Annotated in this window: 19 protein-coding genes; 6 read left to right on the forward strand and 13 right to left on the reverse strand. The window is 57.4% G+C overall.

Going from position 1 to position 17,324, the window contains the following annotated elements:
* Nucleotides 1–29 precede the first annotated feature (29 nt).
* Both ccrA and J7416_RS07115 read right to left on the reverse strand, forming a co-directional pair.
* Nucleotides 30–1,316, reverse strand: a complete 1,287-nt coding sequence (gene ccrA, locus J7416_RS07110; protein WP_170427041.1) for a crotonyl-CoA carboxylase/reductase — start codon at nt 1,314–1,316, stop codon at nt 30–32.
* Nucleotides 1,317–1,427: 111 nt separating this feature from the next.
* Nucleotides 1,428–2,816: a 1-acyl-sn-glycerol-3-phosphate acyltransferase gene (locus tag J7416_RS07115; protein WP_209224040.1), complete on the reverse strand. Its 1,389-nt coding sequence runs from the start codon at nt 2,814–2,816 to the stop codon at nt 1,428–1,430.
* Between the two features lie 102 nt (nt 2,817–2,918).
* Between J7416_RS07115 and J7416_RS07120 the strand changes: the two genes are divergently transcribed.
* The 3 genes from J7416_RS07120 to deoD all read left to right on the forward strand — a co-directional run bounded on the left by J7416_RS07120 (nt 2,919) and on the right by deoD (nt 6,108).
* Nucleotides 2,919–4,928, forward strand: coding sequence for a protein meaA (locus J7416_RS07120; RefSeq protein ID WP_348540248.1), 2,010 nt, complete (start codon nt 2,919–2,921; stop codon nt 4,926–4,928).
* A gap of 124 nt (nt 4,929–5,052) precedes the next feature.
* Nucleotides 5,053–5,370: an H-NS histone family protein gene (locus J7416_RS07125; RefSeq protein ID WP_209224518.1), complete on the forward strand. Its 318-nt coding sequence runs from the start codon at nt 5,053–5,055 to the stop codon at nt 5,368–5,370.
* A 24-nt stretch (nt 5,371–5,394) separates the two neighbouring features.
* Entirely contained in the window at nt 5,395–6,108 is a 714-nt protein-coding gene (gene deoD / locus J7416_RS07130; protein ID WP_209224042.1) for a purine-nucleoside phosphorylase, read from the forward strand.
* 269 nt (nt 6,109–6,377) lie between these two features.
* On the opposite strand, the gene J7416_RS07135 is transcribed toward deoD, so the two are convergent.
* Both J7416_RS07135 and J7416_RS07140 read right to left on the reverse strand, forming a co-directional pair.
* Nucleotides 6,378–6,524: a hypothetical protein gene (locus J7416_RS07135; RefSeq protein WP_209224043.1), complete on the reverse strand. Its 147-nt coding sequence runs from the start codon at nt 6,522–6,524 to the stop codon at nt 6,378–6,380.
* 137 nt (nt 6,525–6,661) lie between these two features.
* Nucleotides 6,662–7,441: a succinate dehydrogenase iron-sulfur subunit gene (locus J7416_RS07140; RefSeq protein WP_209224044.1), complete on the reverse strand. Its 780-nt coding sequence runs from the start codon at nt 7,439–7,441 to the stop codon at nt 6,662–6,664.
* 162 nt (nt 7,442–7,603) lie between these two features.
* Here J7416_RS07140 and J7416_RS07145 point away from each other — a divergent pair, with 162 nt between their 5' ends.
* Nucleotides 7,604–8,659, forward strand: a complete 1,056-nt coding sequence (locus tag J7416_RS07145; protein ID WP_209224045.1) for a glycosyltransferase family 4 protein — start codon at nt 7,604–7,606, stop codon at nt 8,657–8,659.
* Nucleotides 8,660–8,732: 73 nt separating this feature from the next.
* Here the strand turns inward: J7416_RS07145 and sdhA are convergent, their stop codons facing one another.
* From sdhA to J7416_RS07185, 8 genes are all read right to left on the reverse strand, one after another.
* Nucleotides 8,733–10,541 carry a succinate dehydrogenase flavoprotein subunit gene (sdhA, locus tag J7416_RS07150; RefSeq protein ID WP_209224046.1) on the reverse strand — a complete coding sequence of 603 codons (1,809 nt, stop codon included), beginning with the start codon at nt 10,539–10,541 and terminating at the stop codon, nt 8,733–8,735.
* Between the two features lie 24 nt (nt 10,542–10,565).
* Complete coding sequence (gene sdhD / locus J7416_RS07155; RefSeq protein WP_209224047.1) at nt 10,566–10,937, reverse strand: succinate dehydrogenase, hydrophobic membrane anchor protein; 372 nt, start codon at nt 10,935–10,937, stop codon at nt 10,566–10,568.
* A gap of 11 nt (nt 10,938–10,948) precedes the next feature.
* Nucleotides 10,949–11,332, reverse strand: coding sequence for a succinate dehydrogenase, cytochrome b556 subunit (gene sdhC, locus J7416_RS07160; RefSeq protein WP_209224048.1), 384 nt, complete (start codon nt 11,330–11,332; stop codon nt 10,949–10,951).
* Between the two features lie 199 nt (nt 11,333–11,531).
* Nucleotides 11,532–12,194, reverse strand: a complete 663-nt coding sequence (locus J7416_RS07165) for a DUF1194 domain-containing protein (protein ID WP_209224049.1) — start codon at nt 12,192–12,194, stop codon at nt 11,532–11,534.
* Nucleotides 12,195–12,251: 57 nt separating this feature from the next.
* Nucleotides 12,252–13,280: a MaoC family dehydratase gene (locus J7416_RS07170; RefSeq protein ID WP_209224050.1), complete on the reverse strand. Its 1,029-nt coding sequence runs from the start codon at nt 13,278–13,280 to the stop codon at nt 12,252–12,254.
* Nucleotides 13,280–13,486: a DUF1737 domain-containing protein gene (locus tag J7416_RS07175; RefSeq protein WP_170332370.1), complete on the reverse strand. Its 207-nt coding sequence runs from the start codon at nt 13,484–13,486 to the stop codon at nt 13,280–13,282. Before J7416_RS07175 ends, J7416_RS07170 begins: the two co-directional genes overlap by 1 nt.
* 12 nt (nt 13,487–13,498) lie before the next feature.
* Nucleotides 13,499–14,053, reverse strand: coding sequence for an NnrU family protein (locus tag J7416_RS07180; RefSeq protein ID WP_209224051.1), 555 nt, complete (start codon nt 14,051–14,053; stop codon nt 13,499–13,501).
* A gap of 6 nt (nt 14,054–14,059) precedes the next feature.
* Nucleotides 14,060–14,917 (reverse strand): CoA ester lyase, encoded by an 858-nt coding sequence (locus tag J7416_RS07185; protein ID WP_209224052.1) that lies wholly within the window; start codon nt 14,915–14,917, stop codon nt 14,060–14,062.
* 181 nt (nt 14,918–15,098) lie between these two features.
* On the opposite strand from J7416_RS07185, the gene J7416_RS07190 reads away from it, so the two are divergent.
* Nucleotides 15,099–15,398 (forward strand): hypothetical protein, encoded by a 300-nt coding sequence (locus J7416_RS07190; RefSeq protein ID WP_209224053.1) that lies wholly within the window; start codon nt 15,099–15,101, stop codon nt 15,396–15,398.
* On the opposite strand, the gene J7416_RS07195 is transcribed toward J7416_RS07190, so the two are convergent.
* Complete coding sequence (locus tag J7416_RS07195) at nt 15,399–16,154, reverse strand: sulfite exporter TauE/SafE family protein (RefSeq protein ID WP_209224054.1); 756 nt, start codon at nt 16,152–16,154, stop codon at nt 15,399–15,401. It lies immediately after the preceding gene.
* A 160-nt stretch (nt 16,155–16,314) separates the two neighbouring features.
* Between J7416_RS07195 and mdh the strand changes: the two genes are divergently transcribed.
* A complete protein-coding gene (gene mdh, locus J7416_RS07200; RefSeq protein ID WP_209224055.1) occupies nt 16,315–17,277 on the forward strand; it encodes a malate dehydrogenase in 963 nt (320 codons plus the stop codon).
* Nucleotides 17,278–17,324 lie beyond the last annotated feature (47 nt).

The following is a 17,324-nucleotide window of genomic DNA, read 5'->3' on the forward strand; positions in this document are numbered from 1 at the left end:
CGGGTGTGTTGCATAAAAGTTAACGCGGCTTAGTCGCGCGCGGCCAGAACCTCTTCAAGCGTCCGCATTCCGGTGCGCGGTGCCTGGACCAGAACCGACATGTTGCCCGGCTTATGCTCGTTACGCAGCATCTTCATATGCGCCTCGGGCAGGTCGGCCCAGGTGAACACTTCGGACATGCAGGGGTCCAGGCGACGCTCGACCATCAGCTGGTTCGCTGCCGACGCTTGTTTCAGATGCGCAAAGTGCGAACCCTGCAGGCGTTTCTGGTGCATCCACATATAACGAACGTCGAAGGTGCAGTTGAAACCGGTGGTGCCGGCGCAGATCACGACCATGCCGCCTTTTTTGCAGACCAGCGACGAGACCGGGAAAGTGGTTTCACCGGGGTGTTCAAAGACCATGTCGACGTTCACACCTTTGCCGGTGATGTCCCAAATCGCCTTGCCGAACTTGCGCGCCTCTTTCAGCCAGGCCGCGTATTCAGGCGTGTTGACCGTAGGCAGCTGGCCCCAGCAGTTAAAGTCCTTGCGGTTGATTACGCCTTTGGCGCCCAGCCCCATCACGAAATCGCGCTTGCTTTCGTCCGAGATCACACCGATCGCGTTTGCACCTGCAGTGTTGATCAGCTGGATCGCGTAGGAACCCAGACCGCCCGATGCGCCCCAGACCAGAACGTTTTGGCCGGGCTTCAGGTCATGCGGCTCATGCCCGAACAGCATACGGTACGCGGTTGCCAGCGTCAGGGTGTAGCAGGCGCTTTCTTCCCAGGTCAGGTGTTTGGGACGCGGCATCAACTGCTGGGCCTGTACGTTGGTGAACTGTGCGAATGAGCCGTCGGGCGTCTCATAACCCCAAATCCGCTGGCTGGGCGAGTACATCGGATCGCCGCCGTTGCAGTGCTCGTCATCGCCGTCGTCCTGATTGCAGTGGATCACAACCTCGTCGCCAACTTTCCAGCGCTTTACCTTGTCGCCGACAGCCCAAACGATACCGGACGCATCGGAACCAGCGATATGGAATGGTTGACCATGGCCGTCAAACGGGCTGATCGGCTTACCCAGCGAGGCCCAGACACCGTTGTAGTTGACGCCTGCCGCCATCACCAGAACCAGCACTTCGTGGCTGTCCAGCTTCGGGACATCGACCACTTCCAGCTGCATCGCTGTATCCGGTTCGCCATGGCGTTCTTTGCGGATAGCCCATGCATACATTTGTTTGGGCACAAACCCCATCGGAGGGATTTCACCCATCTCATAGAGGTCTTTTTCCGGTGCCTCGTACGACGCGATGCCGCTGTCGGTGTCCAGAGCCATGTTGGCCTCCTTTATCTAGTCCTTTGCCGCGATGCAGAATCGCATGCGTTAACCGATGGAATATTGCTCATCGAGAAATAATGCAACCGATTTTGATCTTGTTTTGAAATTTTATGACCCAGCGGATGCAGAAAAACCTTTTGCGCCCGCAGCATCTCCGGTATGTGGCCCCAATGGGGCGGATGCTGCGTAGTATTCCAGCAGATCAACCCTTTGGCCTGATTGGGATATTTTTCCATCAACTCGTTTCAGAATACGCCGCTCGACCAATTGATTGATCGCTGCGTCGACCGAAGCGCGGTTTTCTTCGTCGGAAATCCCGTTCCGCCGCATCAGGTCGACAATCATATGTGCCAGGTCCTCTTCGGGCATCTCCTCGTGCTGTTGCATCAACCAACACGCCGCAGGAACTGGTACCAGCGGGATCGCATCACGAATCTCTGCCATCAGGGCGCGCGCCAGATCGGTCATCAGGTCGCGCGGGTGATCGGTCCGAAACGCGCGCAACGAAACCGGATGGCCGTACCGGACCGAAGCAATACCGAACCGTTTGTAACGCCCGATGATACGCCGCCAGATCTGTTTGAGGATCCACCCTGTGATCACTCCGATCTTGGCCCGAAACCGGCGTTCGTTGCCCAATGAAGCCCGGGTTAGAATTGTATCCTCGAGGACACGATCGTAGTTCAGCGCCACGGGAACAAACACGACATCACGACCGTCCGCTGAGGTACCGTCGATAATATACTTCAACAATCCCAGCTTTGGGCGGCCTAATGCCCCTGTCAGGCTCAGCCCGCCCTCTGGGAACATGGCCTGGGTCACCCCGGCCTCGGTCGCATGACGCACGTAGCAGGCCAGAACTTGACGGTAGAGATCGTTGCCCGACCTGCGGCGTATAAAATACGCGCCCATCGCGCGGATCAGACGGCTTAGGGGCCAGACGCGCGCCCACTCACCCACCGCATAGGATAGCGCGGAGTGCTGCGCCGCCAGATAGGTAACCAAGACATAATCCATGTTGCTGCGGTGGTTCATGACAAACACCACCGTCGCATCAGGGTCGATATTCTCGACGGCTTCTTCGTCCCGATAGCTGAGCCGCACCTGATAGAACGCGTTGCTCAACAACCGTGTCAGTCGGATCGCAATGCTGAAATAGGCAACGGCCGAGAACGATGGAACAATCTCGCGGGCATATCGGCGGGCCTGCTCAAAGGCAACGGCCTCTGGGACACCTGTGTCGCGCGCGTGCTGCTGTAAGGCCTGTCCAACTTGGGGGTCATAGATCAGGCGCTGAATCATGTCGTGGCGGTGGGCCAGTTTGAACGGCTGGATAGGCCGTTTAAGGCGTTGATTCAATCGTTTTACGGCGCGTTCCAGACGCCGTCGAAAAAACCAACGCACGGATGGAAACAAAAAATGCGAGGCAAACGTGACCGCGGCGAACACCAGGATCAGCAAAAAAAGCCAAAGCGGAAGCTCTACAGTCTGCGTCATGCGCGCACCCTGCCACCAAACGCTGCGTCCTACAATCTGAAGAACGTGATATGCCGCGACGCAGCGAATTGACATATCCCGAAAATTGCGCTTTAGAAGCCGGTGACGAAATTTTCTTGCCCGCCCGAAACACGAGGTCCAGCTATGACGCAGACGCAGAAAGATCGCCCCTGGCTCATCCGAACCTATGCCGGTCACTCCACCGCCAAAGCGTCGAACGCCTTGTATCGCGGGAACCTTGCAAAAGGTCAGACCGGTCTTTCGGTGGCCTTCGACCTGCCGACTCAGACCGGTTACGACAGCGACCACACGCTCGCACGCGGCGAAGTGGGTAAGGTGGGTGTGCCCGTCTGCCATCTGGGGGATATGCGCGTCCTTTTCGACCAGATCCCGCTGGAACAGATGAACACCTCGATGACGATCAATGCGACGGCACCTTGGCTGCTAGCGCTTTACATCGCAGTGGCCGAGGAACAGGGTGCAGATGTCTCTAAACTGCAAGGCACGGTTCAGAACGACCTGATCAAGGAATACCTAAGCCGGGGCACCTATGTCTGCCCGCCGAAACCTTCGCTGAAGATGATCGCGGACGTTGCCGAGTATTGCTATACCAACGTTCCGAAATGGAACCCGATGAACGTGTGTTCCTATCACCTGCAAGAGGCGGGCGCGACGCCCGAACAGGAGCTGGCCTATGCGTTGGCCACCGCCATCGCCGTTTTGGATGAGCTGCGCCCCCGCGTCCCGGCCGAGGATTTCCCTGCCCTGTGTGGACGGATTTCGTTCTTTGTGAACGCGGGCATCCGCTTTGTTACTGAAATGTGCAAAATGCGCGCGTTTGTCGATCTTTGGGACGAAATCCTGCAAGAGCGCTACGGCGTCGAAAACCCGAAATTCCGCCGATTCCGTTACGGTGTTCAGGTGAACTCGCTGGGCCTGACTGAGCAGCAGCCGGAAAACAACGTCTACCGTATCCTGATCGAAATGCTGGCGGTGACCCTGTCGAAAAAGGCGCGCGCACGTGCGGTGCAGTTGCCGGCATGGAACGAAGCCCTTGGTCTGCCCCGCCCGTGGGATCAGCAATGGTCGATGCGGATGCAGCAGATCCTGGCCTATGAAACCGACCTGCTGGAATACGGCGACCTGTTTGACGGCAACCCCGCTGTGGATGCCAAGGTCGAAGAACTGAAAGAGGGCGCGCGGGCGGAACTGACCAACCTGGATTCGATGGGTGGCGCAGTCGCCTCGATCGAGTACATGAAATCGCGCCTTGTGGATTCGAATGCCGAACGCCTGAACCGCATCGAACGGAACGAAACCGTTGTTGTTGGCGTGAACAAATGGATCGAAGGCGAGCCCTCGCCTCTGCAGACCGAGGACGGCGGTATCATGGTGGTCGATCCGGCCGTCGAACAAGAACAGATCGCACGTCTGAACGAATGGCGTCAGGAACGTGATGATACCGCTGTCAAAGCTGCCCTGTCCACGCTGCGTGAGGCGGCGCAAAACGGAACCAACATCATGGAACCGTCGATCGCCGCCGCCAAGGCGGGCGTGACCACGGGTGAATGGGCCGAGGAAATGCGCAAGGTCTATGGCACCTATCGCGGGCCAACCGGAGTGTCCGGCTCGGTCTCGAACAAGACCGAGGGGCTGGAAGATCTGCGTGCAGCCGTGGACGCAGTTAGCGACAAGCTGGGGCGCCGGCTGAAATTCCTAGTCGGGAAACCTGGGCTGGACGGGCATTCGAACGGTGCGGAACAAATCGCCTTCCGCGCGCGCGATTGCGGCATGGATATCAGCTATGAGGGTATTCGCCTTACGCCAGAGGAAATCGTAACGGCCGCAGCAGAAGACGACGCACACGTAATTGGACTGTCTATCCTGTCGGGCAGCCACATTCCGCTGGTGCAGGATGTCATGAACCGACTACGCGACGAAGGGATGGAACATATTCCGGTAGTTGTCGGCGGGATTATCCCGGATGACGATGCGGCAAAGCTTAAGGCCATGGGTGTCGCAAAAATCTATACGCCCAAAAACTTTGAGCTGAATGCAATCATGGGTGACATCGTTACTTTGGTTGACCCCCAAAATATGGCTGCTGAATAAACGACCTGCAAAATACATTCGCTCTGTTTCTATCCCCTGTGCAAAGGGGATAGATAATCTTTTCCTTTGGAATTACGGTGGGCCATCGCGAACATTGCCTATCAATATTCTGGGGAGAGGAATTGTGGCTGTGAATCTGGAAAAAATGTCGCGCAAAGACCTGTTGGAATTGCGCGATCAAGTTGAACGGGCCTTGGTGGAAGCTGAAAAACGCGAGCGTAAAGAAGCTCTGCAAGCGGTTGAAAAGGCGGCCGCGAAATACGGATTTTCATTGTCTGATCTGGCTGTGGATGCGGTTCCGTCGGGCAAATCTGCGAAAACAAAGGCGAAATATAGAAATCCCGGAAATCCAAATCAGACATGGTCCGGGCGCGGTCGGAAACCGCAATGGATTCATGACGCGCTGCAATCCGGCGCTGATATTTCTGATCTGGAAATCTGAAACTCAATTGGAACTGATCTTAAAATGACAATTCATATTGGTGCCGAAAAGGGCGAAATTGCCGAAACTGTTTTATTGCCTGGCGACCCATATCGGGCGAAATGGGCAGCCGAAACGTTTTTGGACGATGTAAAACAAGTCAATGACGTGCGCGGCATGCTTGGCTTTACAGGTATCTGGAAAGGCAATCGCGTAACAATTCAGGGCAGTGGCATGGGAATGCCGTCTTTGTCGATCTACGTGAACGAATTGATCCGCGACTTCGGTGCCAAAACCCTGATCCGCATTGGATCGTGCGGCGGGATGCAGGACAGTGTGGGTATTCGTGATGTAATTCTGGCAATGACGTCGACCACGCTCAGCACACCATCGCGCGGCATCCTGAAAGAACTTAACTTTGCCCCCTGCGCGGATTGGGGACTGTTGCAGGCCGCCGCACAGGCCGCCGCAGCGAAGGGGACACCCACTCATATCGGCGGGATTTATTCTTCGGACGTGTTCTATGACGAACGCCCCGACCTGAACGAACAGATGGTCCGCCACGGCATTCTGGGGGTCGAAATGGAAGCGGCCGAGCTTTACATTCTGGCCGCCCGCCACAAGTGCCGCGCGTTGGCCGTTCTGACTGTGTCAGATCACCTGTTGACGGGTGAGGCCTTGCCGTCGTCCGAACGCGAAAGCAGCTTTGGTGATATGGTTGAAATCGCACTGCAAGCGGCATTTCCTGACGCTGCATAGTCACCGACAGGGCGCATGGTCGCCCTGCTCTTCTATTTCCCTTTCAGGCAGCTGGTCGGTGAATCTGCGCCTTCCTTCTGCGCCCCGCAATAGGCACAGATCCAGACACCTTCCTTACGGTGCTGGCGCCACCGACAATCACGCGTCAATGAAGATGTACGTGACCGCCACAGGAAATAGGCAAATACACCGCCAGCCAGAACAAGAAGCAAAATGGGCATACCCCTGCATGGCCCATTTTGTACATCGCCTGCAAGTCTGCTGTCGGATTAAGCAGCGTTTGCGTATTCGAAGAGGGCCGGTTCACGCTGTTCTTCTGCTACGGTAGGTTCGGGCGTGTAGTACGCCCAGGCCTGATTCAACAGCTCAAGCGCGTCTGAGGTGCTTGTCTTGGATTTTGGTTCTTGATTTTCCATCGGAGCGATCCCGTTCTCGGTAATATCACCCCTCCCTGACCGTAGAATAGTACTGATCAGGGGCAGTCGCATTGCCTAAATTTGCATTGTCGGCATGCACTCACCGCAACGCGGCAAGTGCTTGATTTTAAGCCGATTTAGACTGCGCGGTCGACCATCATCTTCTTGATCTCGGCGATCGCTTTGGCCGGATTCAAACCCTTCGGGCAGGTCTTGGCGCAGTTCATGATCGTGTGGCAACGGTACAGCTTGAAGGGATCTTCCAGCTCGTCCAGACGCTCGCCCGTGGCTTCATCCCGGCTGTCGATGATCCAGCGATAAGCGTGCAACAAAGCGGCGGGCCCAAGGTAGCGATCACCGTTCCACCAATAGCTCGGGCACGAGGTCGAGCAGCTGGCGCACATCACGCATTCGTACAGACCATCCAGCTTTTTGCGATCCTCGATGGATTGTTTCCACTCTTTCGCCGGGCGGTTTGTCTTGGTTTCCAGCCACGGCATGATCGAGGCATGCTGGGCGTAGAAATGAGTCAGGTCCGGGATCAGGTCCTTCACCACCGGCATGTGCGGTAGCGGGTAAATCTTCACATCGCCCTTGATCTCATCCATGCCGTAGATACAGGCCAGAGTGTTAATCCCGTCGATATTCATCGCACAGGATCCACAAATCCCTTCACGACAGGACCGACGGAAGGTCAAGGTGGGATCGATTTCGTTCTTGATTTTGATCAGCGCGTCCAAAACCATCGGGCCGCAACTGTCCATGTCCACGAAATAGGTGTCTACGCGCGGGTTTTGCCCATCGTCCGGGTTCCAGCGATAGATTTGAAACTTACGAACATTCTTGGCGCCTTCCGGCTTGGGCCAGGTTTTGCCCGTCGTAATCCGAGAGTTCTTTGGCAGGGTGAGTTGTACCATTTCCGACCTCGCTAAAATCCCGCTAATAGATATACTCCGCAGCGCAGAAAGCCAACCTTTTAACCTTGAAAACACCTAAGAAAATTAGGCAAATTCGCCTTTACGGACTCCTGACGCAAAAAGAATGTGCAGGTGCAAAACGGGCTGAGGGCAGAACATAGAATGCCGACAAACGTCGTTAACATACCTTACGGGACCAAGAACCCTTATCAGAATATGATGTATTCGGCCTGCGCACCTGAATTCAATCTGTCCGGCCCACGCACCGTTTTATTTTCCGAATTTGCCCAGCCCGAATTTCAGGCCGAAAACGAAATCATTCACATTCACTGGGATGACCGTCTGTTTGGAAACCCAGAGAGTGAAGAAGAAAACACCATTTTTCCCATCGCGTTTGACCGGCTCAGGCAGTTTCAGGCAAATGGTGGGCGGATAATCTGGACCATTCACAACAAATTCGCTCATGCCGCCGCAGATCAAAGCGCGATTTTCTGCGAGAGCCGCCGGCAATTGGCTCAGCTTGTGGATTTGGTGCATGTTCACACACCCAACGCCAAACACCACATGATCTCGGAATACGGCACTAACCCAGATAAATTGCGCCTGATTCCGCACCCCAGCTATCTGGGAGTTTATGAACCGGCCGAGCATACTCTGAACCGCCCTTTGCCTTTGCGCGACACCACGCGGCTTTTGACATTCGGCGCGATGCGCGGAAGCCGGGAATTGGATCGGCTGCAGCAGGCGACCCAAAAGCTCACCAACCGGGGTTATGAATTTCACCTTTCAGTAGTTGGTCGCGTATTCCGCTCGGGGCGCCGCTTAGCACGGCGCATTCAACGAAACCCGAACAACACCGTAGTCGCAGATCGCATTCCCGATGAAGAGGTCGCGCACGTGTTTTCGCAGGCACACGCTTACGTTCTGCCGTCGACCACAACTTTCACATCCGGCACTGCCATGCTTGCCCAGACATTCGGGCTGCCGCTCATCGGCCCGGACATTGACCCACACAAACAAACAACACCCGAGGCTTGCCACGATCTGCTATATCCGGCTCAGAACCCTCGCGGGTTGATCCGCATGCTGATGCGCGTCATTGCAATGTCGGATGCGGAGTTGATCGAAAAGCGAAAGGCGTGTTTCGAGTTCGCTATCGCACGCGAACCGGCGCGCATCTCCAACGATCTCAAAATGGCTTTGTCTGAATTGTTGTAGAGAACCTGCGAAAGCAGCAGGACCTTACAAATAATTGCGCCCCCCAAAACAGGAGGCGCGCAGTGCTTCGGATTTAGAATGTCCGCGCTTTGGGCGCGATTTTCTGCAGGCTGATACCGCCTTCATCTTCGGTGGTCAGCGGATCGACGATCACCGGACGATAGCTGAGCTCGACCTTGTTGCCATCGACACGCGAGACGGTGTGGACACGCCAGTTTTCGTCATCACGTTCGGTGAAATCCTCATGCGCGTGTGCGCCACGGGATTCCTTACGTGCCTCGGCACCCACGATGGTGGCCAGAGCGCTTGGCATCAGGTTGGTCAGTTCCAGCGTTTCCATCAGGTCACTGTTCCAGACCAGCGAGCGGTCGCTGACTTTCAGGTCGTCCATTTTAGCTGCAATCGCAGTCATTTTCTCGACGCCTTCGGCCATGGTTTTGGCGGTCCGGAATACGGCCGCGTCCTCTTGCATGGTGCGCTGCATCTCCAGCCGCAGATCCGCAGTCGGGATCGCGCCACTGGCATTGCGGATGGCATCAAACCGATCAAAAGCCTTATCGACGGACGCCTGGTTCAGAACCGGGTTCGGCGCGTCCGCGTCAACAACCTTACCGGCCTTGATCGCAGCGGCGCGGCCAAAGACAACCAGGTCGATCAGCGAGTTCGAGCCCAGGCGGTTTGCACCATGGACCGAGGCACACCCCGCCTCACCCACAGCCATCAGGCCTGGAACCACGGCAGTTGGGTCGTCAGCGGTCGGGTTCAGAACCTCACCCCAATAGTTCGTCGGGATACCGCCCATGTTGTAGTGAACGGTCGGCAGAACCGGGATCGGCTCTTTCGTTACGTCGACGCCTGCAAATACGCGCGCCGATTCCGAGATACCCGGCAAACGCTCTGCCAGCGCGTCGGCTGGGAGGTGGCTGAGGTTCAGGTGAATGTGGTCACCATTTTCACCATGGCCGCGGCCTTCACGGATCTCCATGGTCATCGACCGCGAGACATAATCGCGGGGTGCCAGGTCCTTGTACTGGGGCGCATAGCGCTCCATGAACCGTTCGCCTTCCGAGTTGGTCAGATAACCACCTTCACCCCGTGCGCCTTCGGTAATCAGGCAGCCCGAGCCGTAGATGCCGGTTGGGTGGAACTGCACGAATTCCATATCCTGCAGGGCCAGGCCCGCGCGGGCCACCATGCCACCACCGTCGCCGGTGCAGGTATGGGCAGAGGTTGCGCTGAAATAGGCGCGGCCATAGCCACCGGTCGCCAGCACCACCATCTTGGCGTTGAAGACATGCATCGTGCCGTCGTCCAGCTTCCAGCAGACGACACCCTGACACTGCCCGTCCTCGGACATGACCAGGTCAATGGCGAAGTACTCAATGTAAAACTCGGCGTTGTTCTTCAGCGACTGACCGTACAGCGTGTGCAGGATCGCGTGGCCGGTTCGGTCAGCGGCGGCACAGGTCCGCTGCACCGCGGGACCTTCACCGAATTCGGTGGTGTGGCCGCCGAAAGGACGCTGATAGATCTTACCTTCTTCGGTCCGGCTGAAGGGCACACCATAGTGCTCCAGCTCATACACGGCCTTAGGAGCCTCACGCGCGAGGTATTCCATCGCGTCGGTGTCACCCAGCCAGTCCGAGCCCTTGACGGTGTCGTACATGTGCCACTGCCAATGGTCGGGTCCCATGTTCGAAAGCGACGCGGCGATACCGCCCTGCGCAGCAACCGTGTGCGAGCGTGTCGGGAAAACCTTGGTCACGCATGCCGTGCGCAAACCCTGTTCCGCCATACCCAGTGTGGCGCGCAGACCGGCCCCACCGGCACCGACAACAACCACGTCATATTCGTGTGTTTCGTATTCGTATGCAGCTGTCATTTGTCTATTTCCTTACCGCGCGTTTCACAGAGCCAGCTTGATCAGGGCAAACAACCCTGCAGCCATCAATGTGTAGCCAAACGCCGCGACGGCCATGAGGCTCAGCTTTTCTGCGACACCGTGGACATAATCTTCGATCGCTACCTGTGTTTCACGCACCAGGTGCAGAATGACGACGACCATTGTCAGGCCAGTCACAATGGCCGGGAACGGACGACCGTAATACGCCAGAACCTCTTCGTAGGATTTGCCCAGCCCGTTGGCAAAGACGAACACGAAAAGCGGCACAAGAACAACCAGCGCGGCCGAGCTGACCATCATCTGCCAGTGGTGATGCGTACCTTCGCCGCCAGCCCCGGTTCCCTGCGCGCGCTTGCGGTCAGTGAGATAATTCATAACCAGTCTCCTTAAACCGCGATCGCCGTGATGAAGGCGAGGATCGTAGCCAGCACCAGCATACCGATCCCCAGCTTCTCGGAAATCCGCACATCCACGCAGTACCCCAGGTCCCAGATCACGTGACGCAGACGGCCCAGCATGTGGTAGAAAATCGCCCAAGTCGCAGCGAACATCACCAGATCACCCAACCAGCTTCTCATCAGGCCGTCGATAAAATTGAATGACGACTCTGAAGTCGCGGCTGCCAGGAACCACCAGACGACAAAGAATGCGATCGCCAGTGACGCAATTCCCGTGATACGCACGAGGATTGAGGTCACCGAAGTCAGCTGCGGGCGATAAATCGAAAGATGGGGTGAAAGAGGGCGATTGCCCCGATTTACATCGGCCATGTTGGCTCCTTTACGGTTGGCTTCCGAAGGTTTTACCGTTTTTTGCCGTTCTGTCACGTGCTGCAGCTGCAAAAAAGCTGATAATTGATGCAAAATGGCGGATATTTGTGATATGTGATCACACAAAATAAAGTCGTGATCACAAAAGCATTATGAGACATGTGATGTTAGCGCCTGAAACCCCGAATCTGCGATTCAGCTATTTCAATTCAGCGGTTTGCTGGGTCACTTCACGCAGCAATTTCTTCCGGATACGCGCGGGATAATCGGCAAACCCCGAGGCCGAAACGACAAATGCTCCCTCGCCTACGATCACGTTTTCAAAGAAATAGGCCGTCAGGTCTGGTTCGGTTTCCTCGATGGCAATTGCGTTCACCGTCACACCACGGGTCCGCAGGATTCGGTGCACTTCAGACGGCTCGATCCCCTCGTTCGACACACCATCGCCCGAGATGTCGATCAGATGCCGCTCGCATTCGGCAACCTCGTCAAAATAGGCCATAGTCGTTTCCAACGCCTCGCCTATCGCCGTCGAGAAATTGCGCCAGACACGAGGATCATTGCCTACCCTGTCCGCAAACTGATCTATCGCCTCGAAACTGTCGATGCGTGTCCAGGGAACCGTGACTTGCTGGCGCGACGATCCCGTCCATTGCACCAGCATCACTTGGGCCCGTCCGCGTACCAGCGCCTCGGACACAATCGGGTCGCGCAAACCGGCGGCAAGACCGTCCATTTGAATACGGTATTCCGTACTGTCGACCGACCCCGAGACATCCACCGCCAACGCCAAAGCGAGATCGCAGGCATAGGCGGGCGGCGACAGGCAGACGCAGGTTGCTAATGTGCGAAACAGGGTCATGACCGCAGCCTAGCACGAATGGCGCAGGCCGCGATCAAATGAATGTCAGGGAAGACGTTAAATTGGCATCAACGCCCAATAGTCCAGATCAAGCAGCACATTCGGCAGATACCGCCCGTCTTCGTTTTTCAGCTCGAACGGCGCACCGCCCTTGGTGGCGACTAAACGCAGACGGATCGCACCAACACCCGGGACGCCGGTTTCCGCCTTGTCCAGAACTTCGGACCAGGCCTTGATCGTGTCACCAGCAAAACAGGGATTGGCGTGCGCGCCCCCGTTCAAACCAACAATCATCTGCGCATTGGCCAGACCATTGAACGACAGGGTCCGGGCCATCGAAATCACGTGACCGCCATAAATCAGCCGCCCGTCGGGGCGGAAGGTCAGGTCGAAATGCACCTTGGCGGTGTTCTGCCACAGGCGTGTGGCCAACATATGCTCGGCCTCTTCGACAGTGACGCCGTCCACGTGATCAATTGTCTCGCCGATGTCGTAATCACCCCAGCGATGCGCTTCACCGGCTTGGGTGAAATCGTAGTTCGAGAAATCGAGGCCCTCGGGCACAATCAAATCCTGTGCGCCCAGAGCCTTTTTCAGTTCCGGCACAACCGTCTCGGGCGCGGGTGCGTCCAAATCGGATTTGCGGACCATCACCCAGCGGACATACTCGATCACAACCTCATCGCGCTGATTCAGGCCGCGCGTACGCACCCAGACAACCCCTGTCTTGCCGTTCGAGTTCTGTTTAAGGCCGATCACCTCGGATTCCGAACGCAGCGTATCGCCGGGATAAACCGGCTTCAGCCAGCGCCCCTCGGCATAGCCCAGATTGGCCACCGCATTCAGCGAGATATCGGGGACAGTTTTGCCAAACACAACGTGGAACGCGGCAAGATCATCAATCGGGCTTTGCGGCAAACCAGAGGCCCGGGCAAACTCGTCCGAGGAATAGAGCGCGTGCCGCGCAGGATAGAGCGCATGGTACAGCGCCCGCTCGCCGGTGGTCACGGTGCGTGGAACTGCGTGTTGCAGGACCTGACCAACAGAGTAATCCTCGAAAAAGCGGCCCGGATTGGTTTTTGCCATTATTGCTGTCCCAGTTTCATGTCAGGTGAATAATCGGCCTCGACCTCTTTGGTCACGGCCTGTGCGCAGCGCATCATGCGGCTGTTTTCGTCATAGGCGTAGGATGGATCGCCATACAGCTCCCACCCCTTTGCCAGCGCGTCGGACACTTTGTGGCAGAACGCGGATGTGTCTTCCTCGGTCAACAGACGATAGAGTTTTGCCATGATGTCAAATCCTTAAGACGGGAAAGGCGACGGACCGACCAGCCCGTGAATGTAACCGATGATGCCCAGCAGAACGATCGAAGCGACAAAGAACATCGCGTCCTTCCCATAGGTGCCGGGTTCGCCGGGGGTCCAGTCGGGTTCGGACTTGTTGATCACGATCACTTCGACCACGGCCCAGGCCAGCAATCCGCCAAACAGGATGATCGAGGCCAGATCACCATTCACAAGCAAATGCGCGAAAGCCCACAGTTTGAACCCGCCCAGCATTGGGTGGCGCAATTTGTTCAGCAAACGCCCTTTGGTCCCTGCGGGGCTCATCATGAAGATCGCAATCAGCACCAAAAGGTTGTTGATGTGGATCATGAACGTTGGCGGCGCCCAGACGTAGATGAAATCGGTCATGCGATAACCGAAGATCATCAGCAGGATCGACGCGACCAGAGCCAGTGCGACCGCACCCTTACCGCCATCGCCCATGGCGGCGCGGCGCTCCGGCATCACGCGTTTGAACAGATGTGCGGCCCACCACAGTGCCACACCGAGAATCAGAAGAACAAAGCCCATGCTGGCTTACCCCGCTTGCAAAGCTGTAATTGCCTCCGCTTTTGCCAGAATTTCGCGGGCAGTTACAACGTGCAGGTTTTCCACGATCTTGCCATCAACCACAGCAACGCCCTGCCCTTGCGCCTCGACCTCTTCAAAGGCGGCGATCTGGCGACGTGCCAGGTCGATCTCGGTCTCGGACGGAGCGTAAGCCGCGTTGGTGACATCGACCTGCGCAGGGTGGATTAGCGTCTTGCCATCAAAGCCCATGTCACGCCCCTGCGCGCATTCGGCAGCCAGACCTTCGGCGTCTTTGAATGCGTTATAGACACCGTCGACGATGATCAGCCCTTCGGCCTTGGCGGCCAGCAGGCACAGGCCCAGTGACGTCATCAGCGGCAGACGATCCGGACGGAAGCGGGTTTGCAGCTCTTTTGCCAGGTCATTGGTGCCCATGACAAAACCCGCCATCAGCGGATGGGCCGCAATCTCGGCCGCGTTCAGCATCCCACGCGGGGTTTCCATCATCGCCCAGATCGGAATGTCTCCGGTGATCGCGGCCAGCGCATCCACATCTGCGGCCGAGTTCACCTTGGGCAGCAGAACAACATCCGCGTCCATGTCGCGCACGGCCTCGGCGTCGGCGCGGCCCCATTCGGTGTCCAGCCCGTTGATGCGCACGATCTTGACCCGCGCGCCATATCCGCCCGCAGCAAGCGCGGCTTTGAGCGTTTCTCTCGCATTCTCTTTCTCATCCGCTGCAACTGCGTCTTCGAGGTCGAAAATGATCGCATCGACTGGCAGGGTGCGGGCCTTGTCCAGAGCCCGATCTTTCGAGCCAGGGATGTAAAGAACAGATCGATAGGGGCGCTGGCGCGGGTCCATTGGCTTCTCCCGAAGAAATAAAGTTGCGCGGAATGGGGCATTTTTTGTCGGAAAGTTCAAGCGCAAAATCGCCGCGCCGCAGCATTCCGATACGTGACCCAGCGCAACGCGCGTTCGTTTAACCGAATTTGGGCGCTCTCTCGGCACCCTTATCCGCGACTGGAATCGAAAGGGGTCAGGGATGCAAAAGGCACTGTTCAAGATGACGATGGGCCTTGGAATCATGGTTCTGGCCGCTGGACAACTGCACGCCCGCACATGCGCACCGCGTGACGAGGTGATCAAACGGCTGGCCGAAACCTACGGCGAAACCCGTCAGGGCATTGGCATCGCGCGGCAGGGGGCGGTGATGGAGGTTTACGCCTCGGATCAAAGTGGCAGCTGGACGATCACGGTGACGCTGCCGGATGGAATGACATGCCTTGTCGCCTCGGGGCAGGCATACGAAACGATCGCCGAAAGCCTGCCGCCCAACACCTGATCAGGTCAGCGCATCCCAGATCAGCTTGCTGCCCGTCAGGGTCAGAAGAACGTAGGCGATGCCAAAGAACAGGCGTTCAGACATCATGAAATGCGCCCGAACGCCAAGCCAGGCCCCAAGGATTGCGAAAGGGGTCAGCAACAGATCGGCCCAGGCCGTGTGCCACGTGAACAGGCCCAAATAAGCGTAGGGCACAAATTTGGCGATGTTGATGACCCAAAAAACCAGAACTGTACTGGCCTGAAACTCAGTTTTCGAAAGGCGCTGCGACAGTAGGTAGACGGCAGCCGGGGGGCCACCTGCATGGCTGACGAAGCTGGTGAACCCCGCGACGACCCCGGCAAACATTCCGGCGGACGGCGGCAGTCGATTGGCAAAACCACGCACCCAGCCCCTGGTCTGGGCGAGGTGCCATATGACAAAGCCGATCGAGATCCCTCCGATCAACAGGCGCAAAAGGTCGTCATCTGTGGTCCTGAACAACCACGCGCCCAACGCAACACCGGGCAAGGCCCCGAGAATCAGAAGGCGCGCATCCGGCCAGCTCCAGCGTTTCCAATAGGGTCCCAGTGTGGCCACGTCGATCACCATCAGGATCGGCAACATCAGCGCCAGCGCCTGCCCCGGATCCAAAATCAACGCCAGAATCGACGACGACGCAAAGGCCACGCCCGAGCCAAAGCCGCCCTTTGAGATGCCCGCAAAGATCACGGCCGGGATCGCTACAGCAAAAAACATCAGGTTCAATTCGAACATGCAGCGCCCCGGTTTCAGCCTGTATCACTGGTCGTTTAGCGCAATCACAACCCCGGGCGCAAACGGTATGCGGTTGCATGCCGCGCCGCTGAACACTTGCGCGAAAGCCATTTAACGACTAGCACAACCGCGATTTCAATTCCGACCGGAGATTTTCCAAATGGCCAGACCCAAGATTGCGCTGATCGGCGCAGGGAACATCGGCGGCACGCTTGCGCACCTCGCAGCTGTCAAAGAACTGGGTGACGTTGTCCTGTTCGACATCGCAGACGGATTGCCGCAGGGCAAAGCGCTCGACATCGCTGAATCCGGCCCCTCGGAAGGGTTCGACGCCGCGATGTCCGGCACCAGAGATTATGCCGATATCGCAGGCGCAGACGTTTGCATCGTCACCGCCGGTGTCGCACGTAAGCCAGGCATGAGCCGTGATGACCTGCTGGGCATCAATCTCAAGGTCATGAAGTCGGTCGGCGAAGGCATCGCAGCCCACGCGCCCGACGCGTTCGTGATCTGCATCACCAACCCGCTGGACGCGATGGTCTGGGCTCTGCGCGAGTTCTCGGGTCTGCCGCACAACAAGGTCTGTGGTATGGCTGGCGTTCTGGACTCGGCCCGTTTCGCTCACTTCCTGTCGGAAGAGTTCAATGTTTCGATGCGTGACGTCACCGCGTTTGTTCTGGGCGGTCACGGCGACACCATGGTGCCGTCGGTCCGTTATTCGACCGTTGCTGGCATCCCGCTGCCCGACCTGGTCGAGATGGGCTGGACCACGCAGGACAAGCTGGACGCCATCGTTCAGCGCACCCGCGACGGCGGCGCCGAGATCGTTGGCCTGCTGAAGACCGGCTCGGCCTACTACGCGCCTGCCACTTCGGCGATCGAAATGGCCGAAGCTTACCTGAAAGACCAGAAACGCGTTCTGCCCTGCGCCGCTTACTGCAATGGCGAACTGGGTGTTGACGGCCTCTATGTCGGCGTCCCAACCGTGATCGGTGCCGGTGGTGTCGAACGCATCGTCGACATCAAACTGAACGAAGACGAGCAAGCCGGTTTCGACAACTCGGTCAACGCCGTGAAAGGCCTGATCGAAGCATGCAAAGGGATCGACGCCTCTCTGGCCTGATCCGAAAGCAACGGCTAAAGATGACCCGGCCCACCTGTTGGTGGACC

Origin of the sequence: Ruegeria sp. R14_0, from assembly GCF_017743975.1 — a bacterium.
Classification (GTDB): domain Bacteria; phylum Pseudomonadota; class Alphaproteobacteria; order Rhodobacterales; family Rhodobacteraceae; genus Ruegeria.

Excerpts from the sequence above, each read along its gene's own strand:
- ccrA (WP_170427041.1), bottom strand. The coding sequence starts at position 1,316 with ATGGCTCTGGACACCGACAGCGGCATCGCGTCGTACGAGGCACCGGAA.
- J7416_RS07115 (WP_209224040.1), bottom strand. The coding sequence starts at position 2,816 with ATGACGCAGACTGTAGAGCTTCCGCTTTGGCTTTTTTTGCTGATCCTG.
- deoD (WP_209224042.1), top strand. The coding sequence starts at position 5,395 with ATGACAATTCATATTGGTGCCGAAAAGGGCGAAATTGCCGAAACTGTT.
- J7416_RS07135 (WP_209224043.1), bottom strand. The coding sequence starts at position 6,524 with ATGGAAAATCAAGAACCAAAATCCAAGACAAGCACCTCAGACGCGCTT.
- J7416_RS07140 (WP_209224044.1), bottom strand. The coding sequence starts at position 7,441 with ATGGTACAACTCACCCTGCCAAAGAACTCTCGGATTACGACGGGCAAA.
- J7416_RS07145 (WP_209224045.1), top strand. The coding sequence starts at position 7,604 with ATGCCGACAAACGTCGTTAACATACCTTACGGGACCAAGAACCCTTAT.
- sdhA (WP_209224046.1), bottom strand. The coding sequence starts at position 10,541 with ATGACAGCTGCATACGAATACGAAACACACGAATATGACGTGGTTGTT.
- sdhD (WP_209224047.1), bottom strand. The coding sequence starts at position 10,937 with ATGAATTATCTCACTGACCGCAAGCGCGCGCAGGGAACCGGGGCTGGC.
- sdhC (WP_209224048.1), bottom strand. The coding sequence starts at position 11,332 with ATGGCCGATGTAAATCGGGGCAATCGCCCTCTTTCACCCCATCTTTCG.
- J7416_RS07165 (WP_209224049.1), bottom strand. The coding sequence starts at position 12,194 with ATGACCCTGTTTCGCACATTAGCAACCTGCGTCTGCCTGTCGCCGCCC.
- J7416_RS07170 (WP_209224050.1), bottom strand. The coding sequence starts at position 13,280 with ATGGCAAAAACCAATCCGGGCCGCTTTTTCGAGGATTACTCTGTTGGT.
- J7416_RS07175 (WP_170332370.1), bottom strand. The coding sequence starts at position 13,486 with ATGGCAAAACTCTATCGTCTGTTGACCGAGGAAGACACATCCGCGTTC.
- J7416_RS07180 (WP_209224051.1), bottom strand. The coding sequence starts at position 14,053 with ATGGGCTTTGTTCTTCTGATTCTCGGTGTGGCACTGTGGTGGGCCGCA.
- J7416_RS07185 (WP_209224052.1), bottom strand. The coding sequence starts at position 14,917 with ATGGACCCGCGCCAGCGCCCCTATCGATCTGTTCTTTACATCCCTGGC.
- J7416_RS07190 (WP_209224053.1), top strand. The coding sequence starts at position 15,099 with ATGCAAAAGGCACTGTTCAAGATGACGATGGGCCTTGGAATCATGGTT.
- J7416_RS07195 (WP_209224054.1), bottom strand. The coding sequence starts at position 16,154 with ATGTTCGAATTGAACCTGATGTTTTTTGCTGTAGCGATCCCGGCCGTG.
- mdh (WP_209224055.1), top strand. The coding sequence starts at position 16,315 with ATGGCCAGACCCAAGATTGCGCTGATCGGCGCAGGGAACATCGGCGGC.